The organism is Pseudoalteromonas sp. P1-25 (genome assembly GCF_001401805.1).
Taxonomy (GTDB): Bacteria; Pseudomonadota; Gammaproteobacteria; order Enterobacterales; family Alteromonadaceae; genus Pseudoalteromonas.
This window is the reverse complement of sequence record NZ_LKDW01000007.1, coordinates 69,198-94,887: the sequence shown is the minus strand read 5'-3', so window position 1 is coordinate 94,887 and position 25,690 is coordinate 69,198. Positions and strand designations below refer to the sequence as shown.

Below are 25,690 nucleotides of genomic sequence, written 5' to 3'. Positions count from 1 at the left end.
TAATCGTATTTTACTTTTGTTTCGTCTTACACGTGTTGAATAACAGCTTACGTTAACGTAAGGTGGTGGCAGCTTTAATTAAATACAGCGCAGATGCTGCAAAGTTTATTCGCAAGCCTCACCCATAACAAAAACTTAAAAGGGGTGCTGTATCACAGACAACAAGAGAAGGTAGGTTATGAGTAACCCAAATAACGTATCGCTGAATATTAACCACGACCTCGAGTTTATAGACGGTCATGCGCTAACTATTCCAACCCTTAGTATTTTAACTGAGGACGGCGACATTCATCCTAGTGCTACCGCACCGACTATTTCTAAACACACAGCACTTAAACTTTATGAAACAATGCGTTTTATTCGCTTACTTGATGAGCGTATGCAAGGCGCGCAGCGCCAAGGCCGCGTGAGTTTTTACATGCAGTGTTTAGGCGAAGAGGCTGCTGTTACAGCGTCTGCTGCTGCACTTGACCAAAACGACATGATTATGGCGCAATACCGCGAACAAGCAGCTTTGCATTACCGCGGGTTTACGCTTGATCAATTTATGAATCAGATGTTTTCTAATGAATTAGATTTAGGAAAAGGGCGCCAAATGCCGATTCATTATGGTTCAAAAGAATTAAATTATATGACCATATCATCGCCTCTCGGTACGCAAATCCCTCAAGCGACAGGGTATGCCTATGGTCAAAAAGTAAAACACATTGACGCAAAAACCGGCGAGCTTGCAAGCACCATAGATAATGTAACGATATGTTACTTTGGTGAAGGCGCTGCCTCTGAAGGTGACTTTCATGCGGGGTTAAATATGGCTGCGGTGCACAAAGCCCCTGTGATATTTTTTGCACGAAATAATGGTTATGCTATTTCAACGCCTGCTGATGAGCAATTTAAAGGTGATGGCATAGCCTCTCGAGGCGTGGGCTATGGTATTAAAACCATACGTGTTGACGGCTCAGATGCATTAGCTGTGTTTGCAGCAACACAAAAGGCTCGCGACATTGCAGCAACGCAAGGTGAGCCGGTATTAATTGAGTCAATAGCGTATAGATTGGGTGCTCATTCTACCTCAGATGATCCAAGTGGTTACCGCTCAAAAGATGAAGAAGCTACACATAAAGTTTGCCCAATAGATAAATTTAAAAAATGGTTAATTAAACAAGATTGGTTAAATGAAGAGGACGATGCTAAGGCCAAAGAGGTTATTCGAGAAGATATTTTAGCCGCCCTAAAACGTGCTGAAAAAGTGCAAAAGCCAGCACTTGAAGAGCTTATATCAGATGTTTACGATACGCCAATTCCTTCGCTTACTCGCCAATATAATGATTTAAAAGCACATATAAAGCAACACCCAGACGCGTACCCAGTCACTGCAGGGAGAATTAAGTAATGGCTAAAATGAACATGCTACACGCAATTAACTCTGCACTTGATATCACTATGAATGAGCACCCTCAGGCGTGTATTTTTGGTGAAGATGTTGGCTATTTTGGGGGGGTTTTTAGAGCGACCTCAGGTTTGCAAGAAAAGTACGGTAAACACCGCGTATTTAACACCCCGCTTACAGAGCAAGGTATTTTAGGTTTTGCCAATGGCTTAGCCGCGTTTGGCGCGCCTGCACTTGCTGAAATTCAATTTGCTGATTATATTTTCCCGGCATTTGACCAAATAGTGAATGAGTCTGCCAAATTTAGATACCGTAGTGGTAATGAATTTAATGTGGGCAATTTAACGATTCGCACACCGTATGGTGGCGGTATAGCGGGGGGCTTATATCACTCACAATCACCAGAGGCCTACTTTGCCCATACGCCAGGGCTAAAAATAGTGGTACCGCGTAACCCTTACCAAGCAAAAGGGTTACTACGCGCTTGCATTAAAGACGATAACCCCGTTATTTTCTTCGAGCCTAAACGCTTATACCGCGCTTCTACCGGCGAAGTACCAGAGGATGATTACAGCATTGAGCTTGGTAAAGCCGAAGTAGTACAAGAAGGCACAGATATCACCGTGCTTGCGTGGGGTGCGCAAATGGAAATTGTTGAAAACGCAGCAAAACAAGCCAATGAACAAGGTATTAGTTGTGAGGTGATTGACCTTAGAAGCATATTACCGTGGGATGTTGAGACAATTGCGAAGTCGGTCACTAAAACAGGGCGTTTAGTGATAAGCCACGAAGCGCCTATTACCAATGGTTTTGGCGCCGAAATTGCGGCGACTATTCAGCAAGAATGCTTTTTACACCTAGAGTCACCCATTATGCGGGTTTGTGGTTTAGATACACCTTATCCACTTGCGCTTGAAAAAGAATATGTACCTGATGCGCTAAAAGTAATGGCCGCAATTAAACAATCAATGGATTTTTAGGGGATACCATGGCTAAAGATTTTATATTACCCGATATTGGTGAAGGCATTGTTGAGTGCGAAGTGGTTGAGTGGCTAATACAAGAGGGTGACACAGTAAAAGAAGATCAACCCATTTGTGATGTAATGACAGACAAAGCACTCGTACAAATACCGGCTGTGCACGATGGCGTAATCACTAAACTGTATTATCAAAAAGGGGAAATAGCGCAGGTTCATGCCCCCTTGTTTGCTATGGATGTAGCTGGCGAAAGCCAAAGCGAGGAAACTCCCACAGATGAAGTAAAAAATACACAAAGTGATACCTCATCCTCAGCACAATTAGAAGATTTTATCCTACCGGATATTGGTGAAGGCATTGTTGAGTGTGAAATTGTCGATTGGCTGGTAGCTGAAGGCGATGAAATACAAGAAGATCAGGCTGTGTGTGATGTTATGACCGATAAAGCGCTGGTACAAATTCCTGCTAAATATACAGGTACAGTGAAAAAGCTTTACTATCAAAAAGGTGAAATTGCTCAAGTACACAGCCCGCTATTTCAAATGAGCATAGCTGGCAGTTCAGCAAAACCAAATGTTGATGTAAACGAAGCCGTTGTAAAAGCTCAAAGCAAAGCGGCAGATAAAGCTGTGGCAAAGCCACAAACAGCAGCAAATAAAATTGTTAATAAAAAAGCGGTTGCCTCACCTGCTGTAAGGCGAAAAGCACGCGAGTTAGATGTTGATTTAACATGCGTGCCGGGCAGCGGAAAAAATGGCCGTATTTATAAACAAGACATAGAAGAATTTATTAAAGGTGAGGTACCTAACACAATAGATACATCACCACTTAGCGGCGCTAGTTCTAAAAATAGTGTGACACAAAGCACAGAACCAAAAACACAAAGCGGGGGTATGCGTACAGAGCCAATTAAAGGCATTAAAGCGGCTATGGCAAAGCAAATGATGGCCTCGGTCTCTACAATCCCGCATTTTACTTTTAGTGACGAGATAGACTTGACGCAATTAATTGCCCTGCGAGCCAGCTTAAAAGAGCAGTATAAAGCGCAAGGCATAAAGCTCACTATGATGCCATTTTTTATCAAAGCGTTATCGCTTGCGATGAAAGAGTACCCATTGCTTAATTCTAAAGTAAATGATGACTGCACTGAGCTTACCTACTATGACGAACACAATATTGGGGTAGCGGTGGACTCCAAGGTGGGTTTATTAGTCCCTAACATTAAATCGTGCCAATCTAAGAGTATTGTTGACGTTGCAAACAGCCTAACTCGCTTAACTGATGCTGCACGCGAAGGGCGCGTATCTCCCGATGACCTAAAAGGGGGCACCATTAGCATTTCAAATATTGGTGCAATTGGTGGCACTATTGCGACCCCAATCATTAACAAGCCCGAGGTTGCAATTGTTGCCCTAGGAAAGTTACAACACTTACCGCGTTTTGATGAAAGCGGCGAAGTTGTAAGCAGAGCGATTATGCAAGTAAGTTGGTCGGGCGATCACCGTGTTATTGATGGCGGTACAATTGCGCGCTTCAATAATTTGTGGAAGTCGTATTTAGAAAACCCATCTGTAATGATGATGGCAATGAGCTAAAATTAGCCTCGTAAAAAACCAGCAATTTGCTGGTTTTTTGTTTTAAAACGCTGTGTTTTTAATTAAGATACAATTGTTACTAAAAAGTAACAGCTAAAACCCGCTAGGGAATATAAAACTAACACTAAGGAATTTTTATGGAACATTATATGAACGCACTGCGTAGCTACGCAGATTTTTCAGGACGTAATCGTCGCAAAGCTTACTGGATGTTTGTATTGTTTAATACTATCTTTTCAATCATCTGCAATGTGATTGATAGCGCACTAGGTACTATGTTTATTGGCTCTATTTATAGTTTAGCGCTATTAATACCAGGTTTGAGCGCTGGCGCACGCCGTTTACACGATACTGGCCGTTCTGGCTGGTGGCAGCTACTTTGGTTAGTGCCAATTATTGGTTGGATTGTCTTAATTGTGTTCCTTGCGCAAGACTCACATGAAGGTGAGAATGATTTTGGTCCAAATCCTAAAGAGTTATCGGCTGAACCTGCTTCGGTATAAATAACACGCGAGTATTAAAAAAGCTCAGCAATTGCTGAGCTTTTTTGTACTTATGATTTTTAAAACTGTTAACTTAAAAAGTAGAGTCCGTAACCAACAACTAAAGCAGGTATAGAGGTATACAAGGTAGCAATTACAGCCGCTTTTGGTGCCATTGCAATTGCCGGAAATAGTGCATCGCCATCGTTTGAAATTGCATTAGCAGCTAATGCACTAAAAGGAATAATGCCTTGTATATAAAGTGTGGTAACAATTATTTGTGGTCCACAACCTGGTAAAAAACCAATGATGACTGCAATCAACGGTGCTAAATAGGCGTAGTGCATAAACCACGTTTTTAAATCAAGGCCTACTACACTGACTAATATTTCAAACAGCATGAACGAAGCAACCACCCATGCAGTAACAAAATGCGTATCTTGAAGTACTTTTATAAGCTTTGAAGGCGGATTACATTCATCCTCCTCTGAGGTGATCTCTTTATAGGTTTCACCTTTAGAAGAGTAGGCCCAAATAACAACCGTAAACAGGGCCATTGCTGCACCAAATAAGCTAATTCCGGTGCTGGTATACTGACCAAATTGGCTAAAATCAACATTAAATGCAATTAAAAGCGCAATGATTAAACTTGGAATAATGGCAAACATCCACACAGGTTTGCTTACTTTTATTATTTTTGTAGGCAAAACTTTTACTTGGTGTTTTTGCTCTTGTGCGCTTGGGCGTAAAAAATCAGGTGTATGAATTGCATTGACTATTAACCCACATAGTGTGCCTACCACTAAACCTATAGCCATTATTGTTAAACCTTCAGTAGGGCGCGTAGCAAGCAGTAAAAAAGCAGCATCACCCATTGTAGCGGTAAGTACTGCAACAATGGCCCCGAAACTTGCTTGGCCTTTAGTATATTGAGTCACCACAATAATAGCACCACCACAGCCAGGTAAAGCGCCAAGGACGGATGCAAACAATACCTCAAGTGGTTTAGATTTAGCGCTTAAGTAGCTCATTTCTAACTGAGGGATATGTTCTATTGCGTAGTAGTAAATAAGTAACGTAGCTGCTACAAATACACTAACTTGAAAAAACGCATCACTGAGTGCAGTAATGGTTATTTCGCGAAGGCTAGGTACAGCTAAACATACCAATAAAAAAAGTGGTAGGAGTAAGCGTTTATTTTGGCTAACAAACCGTTTGGAAGCTGGCGTAATAAATCCTATTTGAGAGAGTAAAATCATAAGTGTGCCCCAGTTTTATTTTATCTAGGACACACTGTATAATTTTTGCAAATGATAATCAATATCATTTGCATCTATTTAAATCGATGGCTCAGTTTGAGTTTATCGATTACGGGCTATTTGCTATTTACGTTGAAATTCTGAGTTTTCGTACCATAACGGCCATTGTGCTTGCTCTGATATATCAAAGCCTACTTTATAAAACAGCTGTAAGTCTTGCACCGCACCAGATAAATCCCACTCGTCGCGGTATCTATCACATGGCTGATGGTAACATCCACGTAGAACTAAACTCATACGCTTTCGGTAATTGGCTGTATCTTCATCAGCGGCAATTGTACCGCCGCCTGCATACATAGCCGGAATACCCATGTTTGCAAATGCAAAGTGATCAGAGCGGTAATAACCACCTGATGATGGTTTAGGGTCGCCAGCTATGGTTCTACCTTGCTCTTTTGCGGCTTTTGCTAGCAGGTCGTCCATTTGCGATTTACCTAAACCAACGACGTTCATGTCTTTTACTTTACCTAATAAGTTTAGGCTATCCATGTTTATATTGGCGACAGTTTTATCAGCCGCAATAACTGGGTTTGCAGCGTAGTATTTAGAGCCAAGTAAGCCTTGCTCTTCAGCCGTAACAGCTAAAAAAGTCATTGAGCGAGTAGGGTGCTTTGGCAACTTAGTAAATGCCTCTGCTACTTCAATTAGCCCTGCGGTACCTGTGGCGTTATCGTGTGCACCATTATAAATTTGATCGCCCTTACGGGTTGTATCTGTTCCTAAGTGATCCCAATGCGCTGAATAAATAACATGCTCATCTGCTTTCTCGCTACCCGGTAGCGTGGCGATAAAATTATACGATACTGACTTTTTAATTGTGTTTTTTACATTAACCGTTGCAGTTAAATCGCCCATATCAACGTTATAAGCACCTTTAGCAGCATTGGCCTTAGCAGTCTCAAAATCAAGGCCAGCCTTAGTAAATAGCTCTTTTGCTACATCACTAGTTACCCAACCTTCAGCGGCAACGCGGTCCATATTGTTGTTTTCTTTTTGAAAGCCAAACTGCTCTCCACTCCACGAGTTTTCAACTACCGACCATGGGTAAGATGCAGGTGCTGTTTCATGAATGATAATTGCACCTGCGGCGCCTTGACGACTCGCTTCTTCGTACTTATAGGTCCAACGTCCGTAATAGGTCATAGCATCACCCGTAAATAGCGCAGGATCTTTAGTAGCAAAACCTGGGTCGTTAACTAGCATAACAACAGTTTTGCCTTTTACGTCTAGGCCTTCGTAATCGTTCCAGTTATATTCGGGGGCGTTTACACCGTAACCAACAAATACAAGCTCTGAATTTTCTATGCCTTCTTGTTCACTGATACGGCTACTGCCCATAACCATATCTTTTTTATATTGATAGTCTTTACCACCAATACTTAATACCATATCTGAATCTGCTTCTAACGAAACAAGCGGTACTTTTTGCAAAAAGCTATCGCCATTACCGGGTTCATACCCTAATGCTTTAAATTGTGTTGTTAAGTAATCTAAAGTTAGTTTTTCGCCTTCAGATGATGGGGCTCTGCCGCCAAATTTGTCAGATGCAAGTACCTTAATGTGGGCCGCAAGTTCATCTTCTTTAATACTGTTGTAACCATTTGTTACATCGGTAGGTGTAATACTTGTTGTTGCACAGCCAGCTACAACAGCGCCAGCAATTAGTGTGAGAGAGAAATATCGTTTCATAGTAGCTCTATTCTTGTTCTAAGATGAGATTAGTATATTAACTTCTATTAATTAGAACCAGTTTTTGCGGTAAACTGCCCGCAAATTAACAGGATAAATTGTTAAAGGTATAAATGAAGCGCTTTACTCCGCCCGAGCAATGGCAAGTTAGTAGTTTAAAAAGCGGTGCGTTTGAGCACTTACGAACACTGTTTAATATTGATAAACAAACTGATTGGCCATGCCCTGATTGGTTTGCCCCGTATTTAAAAGCCATTAATGCAAATAACCTCCCAATAAGGTTTGAAGACGATGCAACCATAGATTTTGGTGAGCGCTATTATGAACAAGTTATTTTTGAAACCGGCATAGTCCCAACCCGAACTAAAAATTGGCACGATTTGTTTGGTGGGTTTATTTGGTGCTTGTTTCCAAAAACAAAGGCACTTATAAATCAGCGACACGTAGAAGAAATAGCGCAACACGGTTTAAAACAGCGTACTAAGCATCGCAATGCTCTTACCTTGTTTGACGAATGTGGTGTGGTGCTTGCCATTAGTGAGTCTAAGTGGCAAGCACTTTTAACAGAGCACCAATGGAAAACTGCATTTGTTACGCACCGAGATGAGTGGAGCAAAACAATAAAACCATTTATGTTTGGACATGCTAATTATGAAATGATGACAAAGCCATATATAGGACTCACGGGTAAAGCACTATTTGTATGTGTACCTGATGAAATATTTTGTAAAGATTTAGTTACTCAATATCAGTACCTAGACCAATTACTTTATGAGAAGATAAAAATAGAGCATTGCTTAGCCGATAATAAACAGCTTTCTCCATTGCCATTATTAGGTGTACCAGGATGGCATGACGCAAATGTAAATGAATCGTTCTATGATAATACCGACTACTTTAGAGCTAAACGAAGGATACGAAAATGATAGAAGTCGCAGGGCTTAAAAAAAAGTTTAAGTTAACCAAGGATCATAAGAAAAATAAAGTTGATGATATAGACCCCCGTGAAGATAAAGATTTTTTTCATTCAGTGAGAGGTGTCAGCTTTCAATGCGCAAAAGGCGAAGTATTAGGCTTACTTGGCCCTAATGGCGCAGGAAAGACCACTACCTTACGCATGCTCTCAACTGCACTTAAGCCTGATGAAGGTGCAATCACTGTTGCCGGCAATGACATAATTAAAAAGCCGTTAGTAGGGCGTAAATCAATAGGTTTTTTATCAGGCTCGACGGGCTTATATGGACGTCTGACTGTTAAAGAAAATATTGAATACTTTGCAAAGCTTCATCGCATGAACAAAGAGCAAATAGCGGCGCGTTGTGAAGAGCTTTTTACTTTGCTCGACATGCATAAATTTATTGATAAACGTGCAGAAAACTTATCTACCGGCATGAAGCAAAAAGCCAATATTGCTCGCGCTGTGGTACACCACCCAGAGGTAGTGGTACTCGATGAGCCAACAACAGGCCTCGACATCATGACAACACAAACAGTGATTAACTTTATTAAAGGGTTAAAGGTGCAAGGCACGCCTGTTATTTTTTCAACGCACCATTTAGATGAAGTCGCACTTTTATGTGACCGCGTAGCGGTAATTAATGAAGGAATTAGCTGCTTTGATGGCACGCTTGCTGAATTTAAACAAAAAGGCAACAGTGAAGAGCTAAACCAAGCGTTTATGAATATATTAACGGAGAAGCATGATGTTTGAAGTGTTTAAAAAGGAATTAAAAGAACTCCTACGCGACAAAAAAACCCTGTTATTTGTAGTGGCACTGCCTGTTGCCGTATTTCCACTCTTGTTTGCTGTTATGGCTTTCATTAGCTCTCAAGCTGCATTAGACGCTGAACAAGAAGTACATACCTACGCGATTATTAATGGCGAATACGCCCCAGAATTTACCGAAAACGTGTTTTACCATAAAAGCTTTGAGCTTTATAAAGGGTCTAGAACCTTTAACAACATTGAAGAGCTAAAAGCGGGTGTTATTGATGGTGAGATTGATATGGGTATTTATTTACCAGCCAACGCTAAGCAATCTTTAGATCAATTTGAACAAAGTAAATGGCAAGTAGTATTCAATGATGCTAAGTCTATAAACTTTTTATTCCAGCGTGTAAAAGAGCTGGCTAAAGAATACAGCGATGTGCTGCAAAGCGAAAAATTAGAAAGCTTTGGTATTGATAAAAAGGCCCACACAGCTTTACTTACTCCTATTGAAGTTGTGAAAGTTGACACCGCAGACAAACGAGAAAACCTAGGTGAAAAGCTCGGCGGATTTTTACCTTATTTACTTATACCTTTAGTTTTGATGGGGGCAACGTACCCAGCAATTGATTTAGGTGCAGGTGAAAAAGAGCGCGGCACATTAGAGACTTTACTGCTTACACCCATAACGCGTACAGAGTTGGTATTGGGCAAATTTATCACTTTATTAACCACCTCAATTGCATCTACCACAATAACAGTGTTGAGTATGGGCGGGTGGATAGCCGTAGCCCTTGCATTTGCAGACCTTGAAGTAATTAAAACAGCGTTTAGTTCACTTGCGGTAAGTGACTTATTGATGATTTTTGTTCTGTTATTACCCATTGCAGCAATATTTTCAGCCCTTGCTTTGGCTATATCAATATATGCACGCACCTTTAAAGAAGCACAAAATTATATGGCTCCTTTAAGCATGGGGGTGTTTTTTCCTATTATTGTTTCTATCATGCCGAATATGGAACTTACAGCCAAAACAGCATTTATACCTGTCACTAACGTAGCACTGGCTATAAAAGAAATAGTAAAAGGCACAGTTGATTACACCTTAGTAGGCTTAATCTTTTTAGCAACGGCATTAATTGCCGGGGCATTACTTGCCTTTTGTGTTAAGTGGTTTAACCGCGAAGATGTATTGTTTAGGTAATTAAATATTTTTGGAAGCGGGCAGGGTTTTTATCTTGCCCGTTTGTGTATTTTTATAAATGTAATTTTTAGCGCGTTTATTATTAAAGGGCTCTTATTTGTGTGTTTTTTTGTCTTTAATTCATCTTAAATTAATGCTGCAACTTAATAGTAATACTAAGTGATTAATTTAGAGTATTTGTTCGAATTTTAATTACGTATTTTTAAATAACTAATTATTTTTACTTCTATTTTTTATTAAATAATCCTCTATAATCTAAGCTAGAAAATAGTGAGGAGTAAGGGTTCAATGCTAAAAAGGAATGTATTTATAACAGCAGCAAGAGGTAATAAATTATTACTTGTTGCTATTATTGTTTTTTTAGTTATTGCATTGCCTTCAGCGTATGTGTTTGAACAAAAAGTGCGTGCGGAAATATACAGCGATGCGCACAATGAGCTTAGTCGTGAGCTTGAAACAAAAGCGGCGTCTTTAAAAAATCATTTAAACGACAGTATTACCGCTATTCGCTTTTTAAACGCGACTCCACCCATTCAAGGTATTTCTAGAGCAACCGACAATCAATTAATTGACCCACTTTTACAGACCCCCATTGCTGTATGGCAAGACCGCCTTGCGGATATTTTTAGCGGGTTTATGCGTACAGACGATTCTATTTTGCAAGCACGATACATTATGCTGGCAGAAAACGGCCAAGAAATAGTACGTGTTGATCGCATGCTAGGAGATATAAATAGACTTGAGGGCGCGCAATTACAAAAAAAAGGGGGGCGAGATTATGTACTTAAAGCCAGTATGCTTGATGAAAAAAGCGTGTATATATCGCCAATTAATTACAATCGTGAAAACGGTGAAATACAAAAGCCCTTTGTAAGCACATACCGTGTAGCTAAACCTGTTTTTGATAACTTAAAGCAAGTATTTGCTATTTTGGTGACAAATTATTCTGCCGATAAATTGTTTGAAAGTTTAACTTTTGAACTCCCTCCTGGGGTTAATATTTACCTGCTTAACAATGAAAGCGAGTTTTTATACCATCCAAACCCTGATTTACGTTTTGGTTTTGAATTTAACCAAGGCAAAACGTGGGGTGATGAATTTAGCCCTTCACAAAACATGAATTTACACGAAACCTTGTTAATAGGTGATATACCAAAGCAGTATTTTTTAAATAAACGAGTAAGTTTTGAAGGCGATGTTGCCATGCTGCCTTTAGAGCTTGCGGTTTCTATTGATTCAAAAACGTTACTTGAACGCGTTGCAAAAAGGCGAGAAAGCTTTATTGCTATAATTGCTTCATTTTTTACCATATTTATAATTATTACGTTATTGTACCAGCGTTATATTAAGCGCAAGCTGCTGATAAACTCTTTGACAGAGCAAAATAATAAAGTAATTGAAAATTCACTCGATGCCATTTTTACCATAGACAATGATGAAACTATTATTCATTGTAACCAAACCGCTAAAAAGGTATTTGCAACTAGGCTCGGTAATGACAACATCCGCTTTAATGACTTATTTATCCTTGCAGATGAAGACAAAGACTGTATTAGAGAAACCATTGAGCAGGGTTCTAAAATGCCATTTGAAGCGGTGTATACTGATGATGGCAAAAAAGAATATTACTCAATTACGCTTACCAGTGTATTTGATGTATTTAGCAATCGTTATCAAGTGGCTGCTATTTTACGTAATATTAGCTCGTTAAAGTACATTCAATCACAGTTACAGGGGCTCAATAGCACGTTAGAACTTAAGGTAACTCAGCGTACTGTAGAGCTAGAGCGAGCAATTGATCAGGCACTAGCTGCAAGCCAAGCAAAAAGTGACTTTGTCGCTAATATTTCCCACGAAATACGTACCCCTATGAACGGCGTTTTAGGCATGCTTGAAATGCTAAAAGAAGACAGCCTCTCTGAGCAACAACAGCATTATTTAAAATTGGCTAATAACAGCGCTCACTCGTTAATGAATTTAATTAACGATATTTTAGACTTTTCTAAAATTGAAGCGGGTAAGTTAGATATTGATAATCACTCGTTTGACGTAATCTCGGTTTGCAGCGATATGATTAATTCGATTGCACTTCAAGGTCAGCGTAAAGGGTTAGAGGTGTTTTTAAATACCCAAAATGTTATTGATAGAATGGTTATCGGAGATAGCCACCGACTTAAGCAAATTTTAATTAATTTAATCAATAATGCGTTTAAGTTTACGCATAAAGGCGAAGTAAGTTTAACCCTAAACTCTAAATACATTACCGACAGTAAAATTTTAATGAGCTTTATAATTAAAGACACTGGTATTGGTATTGCTCCTGAAAACATAGATAAACTCTTTGATGTGTTTACTCAAGAGGACTCAAGCACGACGCGCCATTTTGGTGGTACGGGGTTAGGGTTATCTATTTGTAAAAAGCTGGCACAGTTAATGGGTGGCAATATCACTGTGAACAGTGAGAAAGGAGTAGGCAGCACATTTGTTGCAACGGTAGAATTACATGTGGCGCAACAGAAAAAACTTAATACGGGTATTGAGCTTGCAAAAGAGGTAAGCGTGGCAGCACTTATTGCACGTGATAACGTATTTAAAAACGTGTGTGGTTTACTAACCCAAACCTGTAAAATTCTGCCAAGCCGCATTACACGGCTCGACTATTTTAGCGAGCACAGTGAGTTTGACGCCGATTTACTGATTATTGATGACGAGCACCCGCAAGTTAATGCGCTAATAAGCTATTGCGAAAAGGCAGATAAAAAATACGTGCTTATATTGCGAGACATGGTGGTTAATAAACAATCTAAAAAAGTGTTTCCCGATCATAGCCACATTTTGCACAAACCGCTTACGCAAGATCAATTTACTTATAAGCTTGGCAGTATTTTTGGCGCTAATAGTGAGTTTGTTTTAACCGCACCCAAACAACCAAATGACTTGGAGCCAGAGCCGGAGTTATCGCGGTATCATGTATTATTGGTTGATGACAACATGATCAATATTGAGGTAGCTAAAGCCATTTTAAAACGCACTGGTATAAAAATTACCTGTGCCAATGATGGCATAGAAGCGCTCTCTGCACTTAAATTTAATCAAGAGCAACCGTTTGACTTAATTTTAATGGACTGCCAAATGCCTAACCTAGATGGCTACGATACCACCAGCGAGATAAGAAATGCTAAAGCGGGGGTTGAGTATATTAGTATCCCAATTATTGCTATGACCGCAAGTGCTATGGAAGGCGATAGAGAACGCTGTATCACCGCTGGCATGAATGATTATATTACCAAGCCAATAAAGCCTAAAACGCTTAAAAATAGGCTATTAACCTGGTTAAACTAAATTGGCTAAGTCAGCAGTTACGCTGCTGACTTATTTGGTTTGGTATCAGTTTGAATAGGTTTAACTATGCTGGTTACATCGGCTGTATCAAGTACTTTTTGCGTATCAGACCAATGCAACAGCGCTATTTTTCCGTTTGGTTGCTCAACTAATGCGGTACAGCTTTCAACCCAATCACCATCATTACAGTACACTATGCCATCTACCACTTTAATTTTAGGGTGGTGGATGTGTCCGCAAATAATGCCATCGACCTTTTGTTTTTTTGCCTCATGAATAGCGGCATCTTCAAAAGCAGAAATGGCTTCACGGGCTTTATGTACGCGTGCTTTTATCCACGCAGCAAGCGAATAGTAGTTACCGACAAACACTTTACGAACGCGGTTAGTCCAACGATTTAAAAACAGTAGCAAGTCGTAACCTGCATCGCCTGCAATACTAATTAGCTTGTTGTAGCGGGTTGCCGAGTCAAAATCATCACCGTGTAGCAGCAAAAAGCGCTTATTGGCTTTAGTTGTGTGAATAAACTGCTGGTGGACTTCTACACCAAATAAAGTTTGATTTATGTAGTGGCGAAAGGTCTCGTCGTGATTGCCAGGTATATATATTACACGGGTGCCGTCAAGGGCTTTTTGTTGAATGCAACTAAGCACTTGGTAATGGGATGGGTGCCAATAAAAGTGCCGTTTCATCGACCATAAATCAACAATATCACCCACTAAATAAAGCGTATCGCATTCAATTGCGTTTAAAAAATCTAATAAATAGTCGGCTCTACAGTCTTTATAGCCTAAGTGTACATCCGATATCCAAACGGCTGGATAATGCTGCTTTTTGCGCTGTTGATTGTTTGTCATGCCCGTCATCCATAGTGTAATAATTAAACACTGTAGATAAATCTAATGACACTTATGAGACACTTTAGCGAAGCCTCCATGACAATTATCTTATGCCAAGCAATTAAAAGTTTATTGTGTTAGAAGAGGCGATTAGCCGAGCGGCTCTTATATACATTACGATTAAAGGCATATAAAAAAGGCCGCATGTTTAAATGCGGCCTCGTAGTGTGCTTAAGCGTAGATGTTATTAACCTTTAACAGCCGCTTTGATAGTCTCAATTGCGGTGTCTAAATCAACCATTAACTTTTCACCGGTGCGGCGATTTTTAAGCTCAACCTTGTTTTCATCAAGATTACGCTCACCAATAACTAAAGTATAAGGTACACCCATTAATTCCATGTCGTTAAACATAACGCCTGGGCGCTCTTTACGGTCATCAAATAAAACATCGAGGCCGGCATCTTTCAAACCTTGATATAGATTATTAGCAATATCAGGAATACGATGCGACTTATGCATGTTCATTGGCACTATCGCTAAATCAAATGGGGCGATAGATTGTGGCCAAATGATACCGTAATCATCATTATTTTGCTCAATAGCCGCTGCTACAATGCGCGATACACCAATACCGTAACAACCCATCGTCATTACTTGGTTTTTACCCGACTCGCTCAGTACGCCTGCTTTCATGGCTTCTGAGTACTTAGTACCCAGTTGGAAAATATGGCCAACTTCAATACCGCGTTTAATTTGTAAAGAGCCTTGTCCACACGGGCTTGGATCGCCTTCAACAATGTTACGAATATCAGCAACTTGATATTCTTTAACATCGCGATCCCAGTTAATTCCGCTAAAGTGCTCGTCATCTTTATTAGCACCAGCTACAAAATCAGCCATTACGTTAGCAGTTCTATCAACGATAATAGGCATTGTTAAGCCCACAGGGCCAAGTGACCCAGGCTTTGCGCCAACGGCAGCAACTATGTCGGCCTCAGTTGCCATTTCTAGCGGTGAATCAACCAGTGGGTGCTTTTCTGCTTTTAATTCGTTTAACTCATGATCGCCACGCAGTACGAGAGCAACTAAACCACGTTGACCGTTTTCATCTGGTGCTCCGTACACAATTAATGTTTTAACGCCGCGGTGTGGTTTAACACCGTAGTGCTTTTTAAGCTCGCTAATTGTTTTAGCATTCGGTGTAGGAAACGCTTTAAGCTCTTTAGAAGGCTCAGGACGACTTTGAGTTGGTGCTAGCGCTTCTGCTTTTTCAATGTTAGCTGCATAATCGCTTGCATCACTAAAGGCAATTGCATCTTCACCCGATTCAGCAAGTACATGGAACTCATGCGACAAGCTACCACCAATAGAGCCTGTATCAGCAAGCACAGGGCGGTACTCTAAGTCTAAACGTTCAAAAATATTGCAGTATGCTTTATGCATAACTTGATAGGTTTCGTCTAAACACGCTTCACTTAAGTGAAATGAATAGGCGTCTTTCATCGTAAATTCACGCGCACGCATTACACCAAAACGAGGGCGTCTTTCATCACGTACTTTAGTTTGTACTTGGTACAAAGTAACAGGCAGTTGTTTGTAACTGCTAATTTCTTTGCGAACAAAATCGGTGATCACTTCTTCATGAGTAGGACCAAGCGCAAATTCACGATTATGACGGTCATTAAATCGTACCAGCTCAGGGCCAAATTGTTCCCAACGGCCAGACTCTTGCCATAAATCGGCAGGTTGAATTACCGGCATAAGCATCTCTATTGCACCGGCTTTATCCATTTCTTCACGAACAATATTTTCTACTTTACGAAGTACGCGTAAACCAGAGGGCAACCAAGTATATAAACCCGAAGCGACGCGACGGATCATACCGGCTCTAAGCATTAATTGATGCGAAATAATTTCAGCATCTGATGGCGTTTCTTTAAGTGTTGCGAGTATATATTGACTGGTACGCATGATTTTTCCGAAATTAAGTAATATGTTCTTTTTAATAGGGCGCTAAGTTTACCAGCGCTTGCTTTTACACTAAAGCGCTAACTGCACTTTTTAGGTATTTTCTATACTTGTTACTAAGTTATGCTCGCCGTTGACTTGCCAGCGTATATTATAATTATACAGTGTCATGCCATAACTTTGCTCGCCTTGTTTTTGTTTTTTATAAGCTGGGCGTGGGTCTTGTTTTAGTACATTAGCAATAAAATCTTTAAGCTCAGGGTAGTGTGTTTGTGTCGCAATAAAGTCAATTGCCTCGGGTGTAAACTCAACGCTCATTTGTGTTTCTGGGCGGGTATCGGCAAAGCCTGCACTGGCGTCGTGCATTGCATCTGAATACGGTAAATAAGGCTTTATATCCACAATAGGCGTGCCATCGAGTAAATCTATACCAGCAAGCAGTAAACTAAGTTGGCCATTTTTATACTCTACACCTTCAAGTTTTACAGCACTCATACCAATAGCGTTGGGTCTAAACGTAGCACGGGTTGCAAATACCCCTTTACGCTCATTTCCGCCTAATCGTGGAGGGCGCACCATCGCAGAGTAGCCTTTATCAGCAGTTTCATGAAATCTAAACAATAACCAAATGTGGCTAAATTCTTCAATACCACGCACAAACTCTTCGCGGTTAAACTCAGTGGTAAAAATAAGTTTGGCCTTTGCTTGAGGTACTAAACGGGGTTGTCTAGGTATTGCAAACTTTTGTTTATAGGGAGACTGAATGTGACCAACTGCCGAAATGCTATATTCGCTCATAATGCTTATTTATTTAAAAAATAGGGGAGTATTCTACCTCTATTTATGAGTTATAGCAGTACAGTTAGTGAGTAATATTTTAGACCGTATGGTTTATATGCATCTAAAACAAAGGTCAAGGTGGCGGGTAAACATGGGTTAATTAAAAAAGGTGAGCACATGGCCCACCCTTAACTTTAATTTAATTATTCTTAAAACATGTATTGAATTGACACTGATGCTACGTCCATTTCTGGGTCAATGTCATCATCTAATTCGTAACGTTCGTATTCTAAACGCATTTGAACATTGCTAGAAAACGCGTATTGAATACCTGCACCGTAAAATATGTCGCCGCCGTCTTGTGAGGCTGAAATGCTACCAACAGGAAGCTCTTGCTCTACATCTGCATCCCATTCAAACCAACCACCTTTAGCATATACCGAAAAGCTTTCAGAAAGCGGTGCCGCTAAAGTGGCTGCTAATGATACACCATCAACTTCCGCTTTACTGTCGATGTCACTTACTTCATCAAAGTTTTGATAAGCCAATTCAAGGCCAAAGTGTTCATTAAACTGTGTACCAATGTACCCTTTAAGCATTTGTGCATCGTCGTCAAATTCAGTGTCATTTTCGCTGTCTTCAAATTCAAACGAGTATTGACCATAGCCTACACCTGTATAAATGCGAGGAGAATCAAAATCCGTAATATCAGCGTGTGCTGCAGAGTTAAAACCCAGTGTTGCTAAAGCAATTGCAGAAAGAGAAAGTGTTTTAATCATTGTATAGCTCCTTTAAAAAATAATATATGTTTGACCAACTTATCAAACGACAATTAGATATTTGCAGCGAGCATGCCAACAACAATAATTGATTGCAAAATAGCCGTAAAAAGGACATTTACGGCTAATATAGGTTGTTTTTGTATTTTTTATAAGCAGAGTGAACTTTTTTGAATTTTTGTTTTCTAAATAAAACTTGTACCTTTTACACGGTTTTTTGTGAGTTTTACATTGTACGTTTATACTTTATGAAGCAAGTTTTCTGTCTCTATCGCAATCTGCTTCATCTTAATTGCATAGTTTTCTAATTTTTTATCTTCATCTGTTACTGCTTTAAATGCAGGAACCTCTACTGGGTAACCTGTTTCGTCCATAGCTACAAAGCTAATAACACAGTGGTTAGTTTCAACCATGTTTTGTGTTTTAGGATCGCCACAGCGAACTTGAATAAATATTTGCATGCTGGTTGAGCCTGTATGCGCTATTTTGGCTTCTACCTCTACAATTTGACCTACAAGGATAGGGCGTCTAAATTTAACCCCAGCTACAGAAACAGTCACACAGTAATGACCACTCCATCCGGCAGCACAGGCATAGCCCGCTTGGTCAATCCATTTCATGACCACACCACCGTGGACCTTTCCACCAAAATTTACATCGGTTGGCTCTGCTAAAAAACGAAATACAACATTTGACGACGGCATATTAAACTCTCACTTTGTTAAACTTAATTAAGAGCATAACGTAAAAAAGGGGCCGAAGCCCCTGCAATTTAGGATAGGTTTATAATTTATATGTAAAAGAGGCGTTTTTTATACGCCTTTATGCATAAAATAGTTACATATTTGGGTAGTTAGGGCCGCCAGCGCCTTCGGGTGTAACCCAGGTAATATTTTGGCTAGGATCTTTAATGTCGCAGGTTTTACAATGCACACAGTTTTGTTCGTTGATGACCAATTGGTTTTCGCCTTCTATTTTTTGCACTTCATATACACCAGCCGGACAATAACGCTGTGCGGGTTCATCAAATTTAACTAAGTTAACTGAGATAGGAATTGAGTCATCTTTTAATTTTAAGTGGCACGGCTGCGATTCTTCATGGTTAGTGTTTGATAAAAATACGCTAGAGAGTTTATCAAAGCTAATTTGTCCATCTGGCTTAGGGTAGTTAATGTTAGGGCTGTTAGCTGCATCTTTAAGCGTGTCGTAATCGGGCGTGTTATCTTTAAAGGTAAAGGGCAGAGCACCTTTGAATATGTTTTGATCTAGGGTGTTGTACGCACCTCCAACAAATTTACCCAATGTATGCATCGCAGGGCCAAAATTGCGAGATTGGTATAGCTCTTTATAAGCCCATGAATTTTCAAACGCGTTTTTGTATTCAGCTAAATCTGTATTGGCGTGGCCCATGTTGAGTGCATTAAAAATAACTTCTGCCGCCACCATTCCCGACTTCATTGCAGTATGATTACCCTTGATTTTGGCAAAATTGAGTGTACCTGCATCGCAACCTATTAATAGTCCACCTGCAAAATGCATTTTTGGTAATGAATAAAGGCCGCCTTTGGCAATAGCGCGAGCACCATAAGCAATACGTTCACCCCCTTCAAGGGTGTGTTTAAACACAGGGTGGTGTTTCATTCGTTGGAACTCATCAAATGGACTTAGGTGAGGGTTCGCGTAATTTAAGTCAACAATTAAACCTACAACCACCTGATTGTTTTCACAATGGTACATAAATGAGCCGCCATTAGTATTGCCACACAGTGGCCAGCCCGTACCATGAACGACTTTGCCTTGTTGGTGTTTGCTTGCATCAATTTGCCATATTTCTTTAAAGCCTAAGCCATAGTGTTGTGGCGAAGCTTCTTTATCAAGCGCAAACTCATTGATAAGTTGTTTCCCTAAATGGCCGCGACAACCCTCAGCAAATATCGTGTATTTCGCACGAAGCTCCATACCTGGCATATAGCCATCTTTTTCATTGCCATCTTTATCAACACCCATGTCACCTGTGATAATCCCTTTGACAATGTCTTGCTCAATAATTAAAGAGTGAGCACTAAAGCCTGGGAATATCTCAACGCCTAAGTTTTCGGCTTGCTCTGCAAGCCACCTGCACACATTCCCCATCGATACAATGTAATTGCCTTCATTATGAAATGTTTTAGGGGTCGCAAAGCGAGGGAGAGCGGTGGCTTTCTCACTGTTATTAAACCAATAAATTTCATCGTGGGAGACTTGCGTTGTAATAGGCGCATCAAGTTCTTGCCAGTTTGGTAAAAGCTCGTCTAAGGCTTTAGTTTCAAATACCGCCCCTGAAAGAATATGCGCGCCTACTTCGGAGCCTTTTTCTACTACACAAATACTCAGCTCTTGTTGTTTTTCTTGAGCTAATTGCGCGAGTTTAATGGCACTGGCAAGACCTGCTGGGCCCGCGCCTACGATAACTACATCAAATTCCATGGTTTCACGTTCGACCATAATAACCTCTTAATCAATGACGGGCTTAGCTAAATTAGATAAGCAATGCAGCCTTTTTAATACTTACACATTAAATGTTACAGGCTGTGAATACTTTAAGGTTATTTTAGGTTGACGTTTACGTCAACAGGAAGTAGTCTGAATTCATAAAATAAATAGGTTGACGTACACGTTAGCTTGTAGGTTTAAATATAGATGGAGTTCCTATGAAAGTTCTCGTTCCAATAAAAAGAGTGATCGATTACAACGTTAAAGCACGCGTAAAGGCTGATAACAGTGACGTTGACTTAGCAAATGTAAAAATGGCAATGAACCCATTTTGTGAAATTGCTATAGAAGAAGCGATTCGATTAAAAGAAGCGGGTACAGCCACTGAGGTTATCGCAGTAACAATTGGTGCAAAAGCTGCACAAGAGCAGCTACGCACTGCACTTGCATTAGGTGCAGATAAAGCCATTCACATCGAAACGGATGAAAAACTAGAGTCATTGCACATCGCTAAATTATTAGCAAAATTAGTGGAGCAAGAGGCTCCTGAGTTGGTTATCCTTGGCAAGCAATCTATTGATTCAGACAACAATCAAACAGGCCAAATGTTAGCGGCTTTAACTAAGCGCAGCCAAGGTACATTTGCCTCTAAAGTAGATATAAACGGTAATACAGTTAGTGTTACCCGAGAAGTAGATGGTGGCTTACAAACGGTTGCTCTGAAACTGCCTGCTATTGTAACTACCGATTTGCGCTTAAACGAGCCGCGCTATGCATCGCTGCCTAATATCATGAAAGCGAAGCGCAAACCTCTCGATGTCATAGCAGCAGATTCGTTAGGTGTTGACTTAACACCGCGCGTAGAATTAATAAAAGTAGAAGAGCCGGCTAAGCGCAGTGGGGGCATTATTGTTGAAGATGTTGCCCAACTAGTTGAAAAACTTAAAACAGAGGCAAAGGTGATTTAAATGAAAACACTTGTAATTGCAGAGCACGATAACGGTGCACTAAAACCAGAAACCTCAAAAACAATAAATGCGGCAAGTAAATTAGGTTTTGATATAGATGTGCTTATAGCAGGGACAAAACTAGGCGCAATGAGTGAGAAAGCGGCCTGTATTGAAGGGGTTACTAATGTATTGACCTCTGACAATACCCTTTATGAGCATCAATTAGCTGAAAATATGGCTGAACTTGTTTTAAGCATAGCCGATGACTATACACATATTGTTGCCAGTGCAACGACCACCGGCAAAAACTTTATGCCACGCGTGGCCGCTCTTTTGGATGTGGCGCAAATCTCAGAAATAATTGAAGTGGTAGATAGCGAAACTTTTAAACGTCCAATTTACGCTGGTAATGCCATTGCCACGGTTAAGTCGCTAGATAACAAAAAAGTAATCACCGTACGTGCGAGCAGCTTTGACTTACAAAACGAACAATCACCTGCCAATATTAGTGCATTGGAAGCTGCGAATGATGTACAACTAAGTGACTTTGTAAGCGTTGAGCAAACTGAGTCGGAACGTCCTGAGCTTACAGCTGCAGAAGTGGTTATTTCTGGTGGTCGCGGTATGCAAAACGGTGAAAATTTCGCGTTATTAAACGGTATTGCCGATAAGTTAGGTGCAGCTATTGGTGCATCACGCGCAGCCGTTGATGCAGGCTTTGTACCTAATGATATGCAAGTGGGGCAAACAGGTAAAATTGTTGCCCCTAACTTATATATTGCAGTCGGTATTAGTGGTGCTATTCAGCACTTAGCAGGTATGAAAGATTCAAAAGTCATTGTTGCAATAAACAAAGACCCAGACGCGCCAATATTTCAGGTAGCAGATTACGGTCTAGTTGCTGATTTATTTGATGTATTACCGCAGCTTGAAAACGCGCTTTAAACACATTCTGGTTGTAAAGCCGCGGTGAACTTAGGTTCCTGCGGCTTTTTTATTCCACCTCAACCATAGAGTAATGATGTGCTGACAAAGTATCTAAAACACGTTTATTTTTTAATAAATTAAGCAACAAATCGGTTTGCTCTACAGAGCGGCTAGATTGGCTATTTACTAATAAAATAAGGGGGCGAACAAACGTATATTCACCGTTTTTAATGGTTTCATCGGAAACGTCAACGCCATTGATGCCCAGTAAATTTATTTTATTAATTTTTTTAGACCCCTGTAGTTGAGATACAGCGCCATAAGAGTCAAAGGCAATAGCATTAGGCATACGTTGTACTATGCCAAGCGCTTGATTAAATTCGTCGTACATTTGTACTTCAGTTTTTGGAAATAAACCGCGGTTACCGGTTTGCTTTAATTTAATAGTATTGGCATTTGGTACGCGCATAAACGTTAGGTTTAAAAATTCTAACAAAATATCAAATGTGCCATGATTATAGGCCTTACTAAAAAGTAAAATTTTGTTATCTCTTTGTGTCTCTGGTACATAACCTGGGTTAACTTCTTGCCATGTTTTATATTTACCCGCATAAATATTACTAAGCTGCTCAATACTTAGCGAGTCGATACTATTTTTCTTGTTAGTGAAAAAGACCAACGCATCTTGCGCAATAATAATTTGGCGAACGTGAGGGTATTTTTCTTGTTCGGCGTTGGTTAAATAACGCGAAGACGTGCCAATATCTATAATGTTCTCCGCTATGGCTTTAATGCCTTTAGTACTTCCCATAGAGCGAATTTGCATGGCGGTATTGGTTTGTTTTTCAAAGGTAGGTTTGATTAAATGCAAAAGGTGTGTAACCGAAGAGGAGCCACCAATAAGTAACGGTTTGTGTTGTGGATCAATATTGGAAACGGATGTTGCTATGTTTGATGAAGAAAGCAGTACAGTAGCTGCTAAAATAAGGTTTTTTATCATGCTATTAGTCCGATAACGAATTCGTTATAAAACTATAGCTCAAAATTTATAAATCTCTAATTTATAAACAGTATCTTAAACAGGCATTAAAAAGCCAGCAAAAAAGCTGGCTTTTAAATCAATTAACTTGACTAGTAGGTCGCGCTACCTTTAGTACGAGGGAAGGCAATTACATCACGTACGTTGCCCATACCTGTTACATAGGCAACCAGGCGTTCAAAACCTAAACCAAAGCCAGAGTGTGGCACGCTACCGTATTTACGTAAATCGCGGTACCAGCTGTAGTCTTCTTTGTTTAAGCCCATTTCATCTAAACGCGCATCAAGCACATCAAGGCGCTCTTCACGTTGTGAACCACCAATAATTTCACCAATGCCAGGTGCTACAACGTCCATAGCGGCAACGGTTTTACCGTCTTCGTTTTGGCGCATGTAAAACGCTTTAATATCGCGCGGGTAGTTTTTAATAACAACCGGTGCTTTAAAGTGCTCTTCTGCTAAGTAGCGCTCGTGCTCTGATTGTAAATCTACACCCCATTCAACAGCGTATTCAAACTTTTTACCACATGACTTAAGTATTTCTACGGCATCAGTGTAATCAACTTGCGCGAAGTCTTTTTCTACAAACTCTTCTAAACGGCTAATCGCTGTTTTTTCGATACGCTGAGCAAAAAACTCCATATCATCACGGCGCTCTTCTAGTACCGCTTTAAATACATACTTAAGCATGTTTTCAGCAAGTTTTGCAATGTCTTCTAAATCAGCAAATGCAACTTCAGGCTCAACCATCCAAAACTCAGCCAAGTGGCGAGATGTGTTTGAGTTTTCTGCGCGGAACGTAGGACCAAAGGTGTAAATTTTTGACATAGCCGATGCGTATGTTTCACCATTTAATTGGCCAGATACCGTTAAAAAGGCTTCTTTACCAAAAAAGTCTTCGCTGTAATCAACATCGCCTTTATCAGTGCGCGGCAAGTTTTGCATGTCTAGCGTTGAAACGCGGAACATTTCACCTGCACCTTCACAGTCACTTGCTGTGATGATTGGTGTGCTGATCCAGTAAAAACCTTGCTCGTGGTAAAAACGGTGAATAGCTTGTGCTAAACAGTTACGTACACGTGTTACTGCGCCAATCATGTTTGTGCGAGGGCGAAGGTGAGCGTGCTCACGTAAATACTCAATGCTGTGGCGTTTAGCCGACATAGGGTATGAATCAGGGTTTTCTACCCAACCTAACACAGTGACAGAATTAGCTTGAATTTCAAAAGACTGTCCTTTACCTGCAGATTGTACTAACACACCAGTAACCGACACAGAACAACCGGCTGTTAAGCTAGTAACTTCATCATAATTATTTAGTGAATTAGGAACTACCGCTTGTATAGGATCAAAACACGAACCGTCATGAACGGCTAAAAATGATATTCCTGCTTTTGAATCGCGGCGTGTACGGATCCAGCCTTTTACTGTTACTTGGCTGTCTACCGCAACATTGCCTTTTAATAGCTCTGAAATCGCTAAATGGCTCATCTTCACTCCAATGATATAAGTTGCCTAACTGTATAATATTAACTACTCAACGCAGCGGTTAAATTTAGTGCGTTGAACTTGAACCGTGTATCTTACCTAGTTAAATAAAATAAAAAAACTATTGTGAGCAACTCTTTAAAAGTTTTTATGCATGTGGGTTACTTTTACAGCGTTTTTTGCTTTAAATTACCACTATTATTATTTGGTACTCTTAAATTTACTGATTTTGTGGCATTATTAAAGTATTCGTATAAACGTTTACCATTACCCAAAAATGGATGCTATGAAACAAGTTTTTATTTTAAGAGGGCTACCAGGAAGTGGTAAGTCTTACTATGCCCAAACCCTAGCAGATGAGCTAGGTGGAGTAGATTCAAGCCAGTATTTGATTTGTTCAACCGATGATTACTTCGTTAATGAGCAAGGTGAATACCACTTTGATAAATTTAAATTACCGCAATACCATAACTTAAATTTAGCGCGCTTTATAAATGCGTTAGCGCAAAATATTCCGCTTGTCATTGTTGATAACACCAATATAAAAAAATGGGAGTTTATTGCGTACTCTCAAGCTGCACATGCACTTGGCTACCAAGTTAAAGAGGTGATTGTAGGTGAGGTTAAAGATAAATCTATGCAACACTTATACGCCAAGCGCAATACGCATAATGTGCCCTTAAAAACTATTAGCAAAATGGCGTATATGTTTGAATGGTAGGTGAATGTTACTTATGGA

At 40.1% G+C, this 25,690-nt stretch carries 21 protein-coding genes; 11 read left to right on the top strand and 10 right to left on the bottom strand.

The genetic code is table 11. The features are described 5' to 3' along the window. The first annotated feature begins 178 nt into the window (after positions 1 to 178). The 4 genes from AN393_RS06715 (at position 179) to AN393_RS06700 (ending at position 4,468) form a co-directional block, all read left to right on the top strand. Positions 179 to 1,393 carry a thiamine pyrophosphate-dependent dehydrogenase E1 component subunit alpha gene (locus AN393_RS06715; protein WP_055017677.1) on the top strand — a complete coding sequence of 405 codons (1,215 nt, stop codon included), beginning with the start codon at positions 179 to 181 and terminating at the stop codon, positions 1,391 to 1,393. Next, entirely contained in the window at positions 1,393 to 2,370 is a 978-nt protein-coding gene (locus tag AN393_RS06710) for an alpha-ketoacid dehydrogenase subunit beta (RefSeq protein ID WP_055017676.1), read from the top strand. Before AN393_RS06715 ends, AN393_RS06710 begins: the two co-directional genes overlap by 1 nt. An 8-nt stretch (positions 2,371 to 2,378) precedes the next feature. Further along, positions 2,379 to 3,965 carry a dihydrolipoyllysine-residue acetyltransferase gene (locus AN393_RS06705; RefSeq protein ID WP_055017675.1) on the top strand — a complete coding sequence of 529 codons (1,587 nt, stop codon included), beginning with the start codon at positions 2,379 to 2,381 and terminating at the stop codon, positions 3,963 to 3,965. A gap of 137 nt (positions 3,966 to 4,102) precedes the next feature. Beyond that, positions 4,103 to 4,468 (top strand): DUF805 domain-containing protein, encoded by a 366-nt coding sequence (locus AN393_RS06700; protein ID WP_055015970.1) that lies wholly within the window; start codon positions 4,103 to 4,105, stop codon positions 4,466 to 4,468. Between the two features lie 68 nt (positions 4,469 to 4,536). Here the strand turns inward: AN393_RS06700 and AN393_RS06695 are convergent, their stop codons facing one another. Then, entirely contained in the window at positions 4,537 to 5,706 is a 1,170-nt protein-coding gene (locus tag AN393_RS06695) for a putative manganese transporter (RefSeq protein ID WP_055017674.1), read from the bottom strand. A 123-nt stretch (positions 5,707 to 5,829) separates the two neighbouring features. Then, on the bottom strand, positions 5,830 to 7,455 hold the full coding sequence (locus AN393_RS06690) for a M28 family metallopeptidase (RefSeq protein ID WP_055017673.1): 1,626 nt from the start codon (positions 7,453 to 7,455) through the stop codon (positions 5,830 to 5,832). Positions 7,456 to 7,568: 113 nt separating this feature from the next. Between AN393_RS06690 and AN393_RS06685 the strand changes: the two genes are divergently transcribed. From AN393_RS06685 to AN393_RS06670, 4 genes are all read left to right on the top strand, one after another. After that, on the top strand, positions 7,569 to 8,381 hold the full coding sequence (locus tag AN393_RS06685; RefSeq protein ID WP_055017672.1) for a DUF3025 domain-containing protein: 813 nt from the start codon (positions 7,569 to 7,571) through the stop codon (positions 8,379 to 8,381). Then, complete coding sequence (locus AN393_RS06680; protein ID WP_055017671.1) at positions 8,378 to 9,166, top strand: ABC transporter ATP-binding protein; 789 nt, start codon at positions 8,378 to 8,380, stop codon at positions 9,164 to 9,166. Before AN393_RS06685 ends, AN393_RS06680 begins: the two co-directional genes overlap by 4 nt. Further along, entirely contained in the window at positions 9,159 to 10,367 is a 1,209-nt protein-coding gene (locus AN393_RS06675; RefSeq protein ID WP_055017670.1) for an ABC transporter permease, read from the top strand. The genes AN393_RS06680 and AN393_RS06675 overlap by 8 nt, the downstream gene beginning before the upstream one ends. A 288-nt stretch (positions 10,368 to 10,655) precedes the next feature. After that, positions 10,656 to 13,709 carry an ATP-binding protein gene (locus AN393_RS06670; RefSeq protein WP_055017669.1) on the top strand — a complete coding sequence of 1,018 codons (3,054 nt, stop codon included), beginning with the start codon at positions 10,656 to 10,658 and terminating at the stop codon, positions 13,707 to 13,709. Positions 13,710 to 13,726: 17 nt separating this feature from the next. On the opposite strand, the gene AN393_RS06665 is transcribed toward AN393_RS06670, so the two are convergent. The 6 genes from AN393_RS06665 to AN393_RS06640 all read right to left on the bottom strand — a co-directional run bounded on the left by AN393_RS06665 (position 13,727) and on the right by AN393_RS06640 (position 20,560). Next, positions 13,727 to 14,566 (bottom strand): UDP-2,3-diacylglucosamine diphosphatase, encoded by an 840-nt coding sequence (locus tag AN393_RS06665; RefSeq protein WP_055017668.1) that lies wholly within the window; start codon positions 14,564 to 14,566, stop codon positions 13,727 to 13,729. A gap of 229 nt (positions 14,567 to 14,795) precedes the next feature. Next, positions 14,796 to 16,520, bottom strand: a complete 1,725-nt coding sequence (locus tag AN393_RS06660) for a proline--tRNA ligase (protein ID WP_055014852.1) — start codon at positions 16,518 to 16,520, stop codon at positions 14,796 to 14,798. 90 nt (positions 16,521 to 16,610) lie between these two features. Beyond that, complete coding sequence (gene tsaA / locus AN393_RS06655) at positions 16,611 to 17,315, bottom strand: tRNA (N6-threonylcarbamoyladenosine(37)-N6)-methyltransferase TrmO (RefSeq protein ID WP_055014851.1); 705 nt, start codon at positions 17,313 to 17,315, stop codon at positions 16,611 to 16,613. A 191-nt stretch (positions 17,316 to 17,506) separates the two neighbouring features. Next, the gene (locus AN393_RS06650) at positions 17,507 to 18,076 is read right to left on the bottom strand and encodes an outer membrane beta-barrel protein (RefSeq protein ID WP_055014850.1); all 570 of its coding nucleotides are present in this window, start codon (positions 18,074 to 18,076) and stop codon (positions 17,507 to 17,509) included. A gap of 239 nt (positions 18,077 to 18,315) precedes the next feature. Next, positions 18,316 to 18,780, bottom strand: a complete 465-nt coding sequence (locus tag AN393_RS06645) for an acyl-CoA thioesterase (protein WP_055014849.1) — start codon at positions 18,778 to 18,780, stop codon at positions 18,316 to 18,318. A gap of 133 nt (positions 18,781 to 18,913) precedes the next feature. Further along, the gene (locus AN393_RS06640) at positions 18,914 to 20,560 is read right to left on the bottom strand and encodes an electron transfer flavoprotein-ubiquinone oxidoreductase (RefSeq protein ID WP_055017667.1); all 1,647 of its coding nucleotides are present in this window, start codon (positions 20,558 to 20,560) and stop codon (positions 18,914 to 18,916) included. A gap of 206 nt (positions 20,561 to 20,766) precedes the next feature. On the opposite strand from AN393_RS06640, the gene AN393_RS06635 reads away from it, so the two are divergent. Together AN393_RS06635 and AN393_RS06630 are read left to right on the top strand one after the other, a co-directional pair. Beyond that, entirely contained in the window at positions 20,767 to 21,516 is a 750-nt protein-coding gene (locus AN393_RS06635; RefSeq protein WP_055017666.1) for an electron transfer flavoprotein subunit beta/FixA family protein, read from the top strand. Further along, positions 21,517 to 22,443, top strand: coding sequence for an electron transfer flavoprotein subunit alpha/FixB family protein (locus AN393_RS06630; RefSeq protein ID WP_055017665.1), 927 nt, complete (start codon positions 21,517 to 21,519; stop codon positions 22,441 to 22,443). Positions 22,444 to 22,492: 49 nt separating this feature from the next. Here AN393_RS06630 and AN393_RS06625 read toward each other — a convergent pair whose 3' ends face one another. Both AN393_RS06625 and asnS read right to left on the bottom strand, forming a co-directional pair. Next, on the bottom strand, positions 22,493 to 23,425 hold the full coding sequence (locus AN393_RS06625) for a PstS family phosphate ABC transporter substrate-binding protein (RefSeq protein WP_055017664.1): 933 nt from the start codon (positions 23,423 to 23,425) through the stop codon (positions 22,493 to 22,495). 131 nt (positions 23,426 to 23,556) lie between these two features. Then, on the bottom strand, positions 23,557 to 24,954 hold the full coding sequence (asnS, locus tag AN393_RS06620) for an asparagine--tRNA ligase (RefSeq protein ID WP_055014844.1): 1,398 nt from the start codon (positions 24,952 to 24,954) through the stop codon (positions 23,557 to 23,559). Positions 24,955 to 25,237: 283 nt separating this feature from the next. On the opposite strand from asnS, the gene AN393_RS06615 reads away from it, so the two are divergent. Continuing rightward, positions 25,238 to 25,672, top strand: a complete 435-nt coding sequence (locus AN393_RS06615; protein WP_055014843.1) for an ATP-binding protein — start codon at positions 25,238 to 25,240, stop codon at positions 25,670 to 25,672. Positions 25,673 to 25,690: the final 18 nt, after the last annotated feature.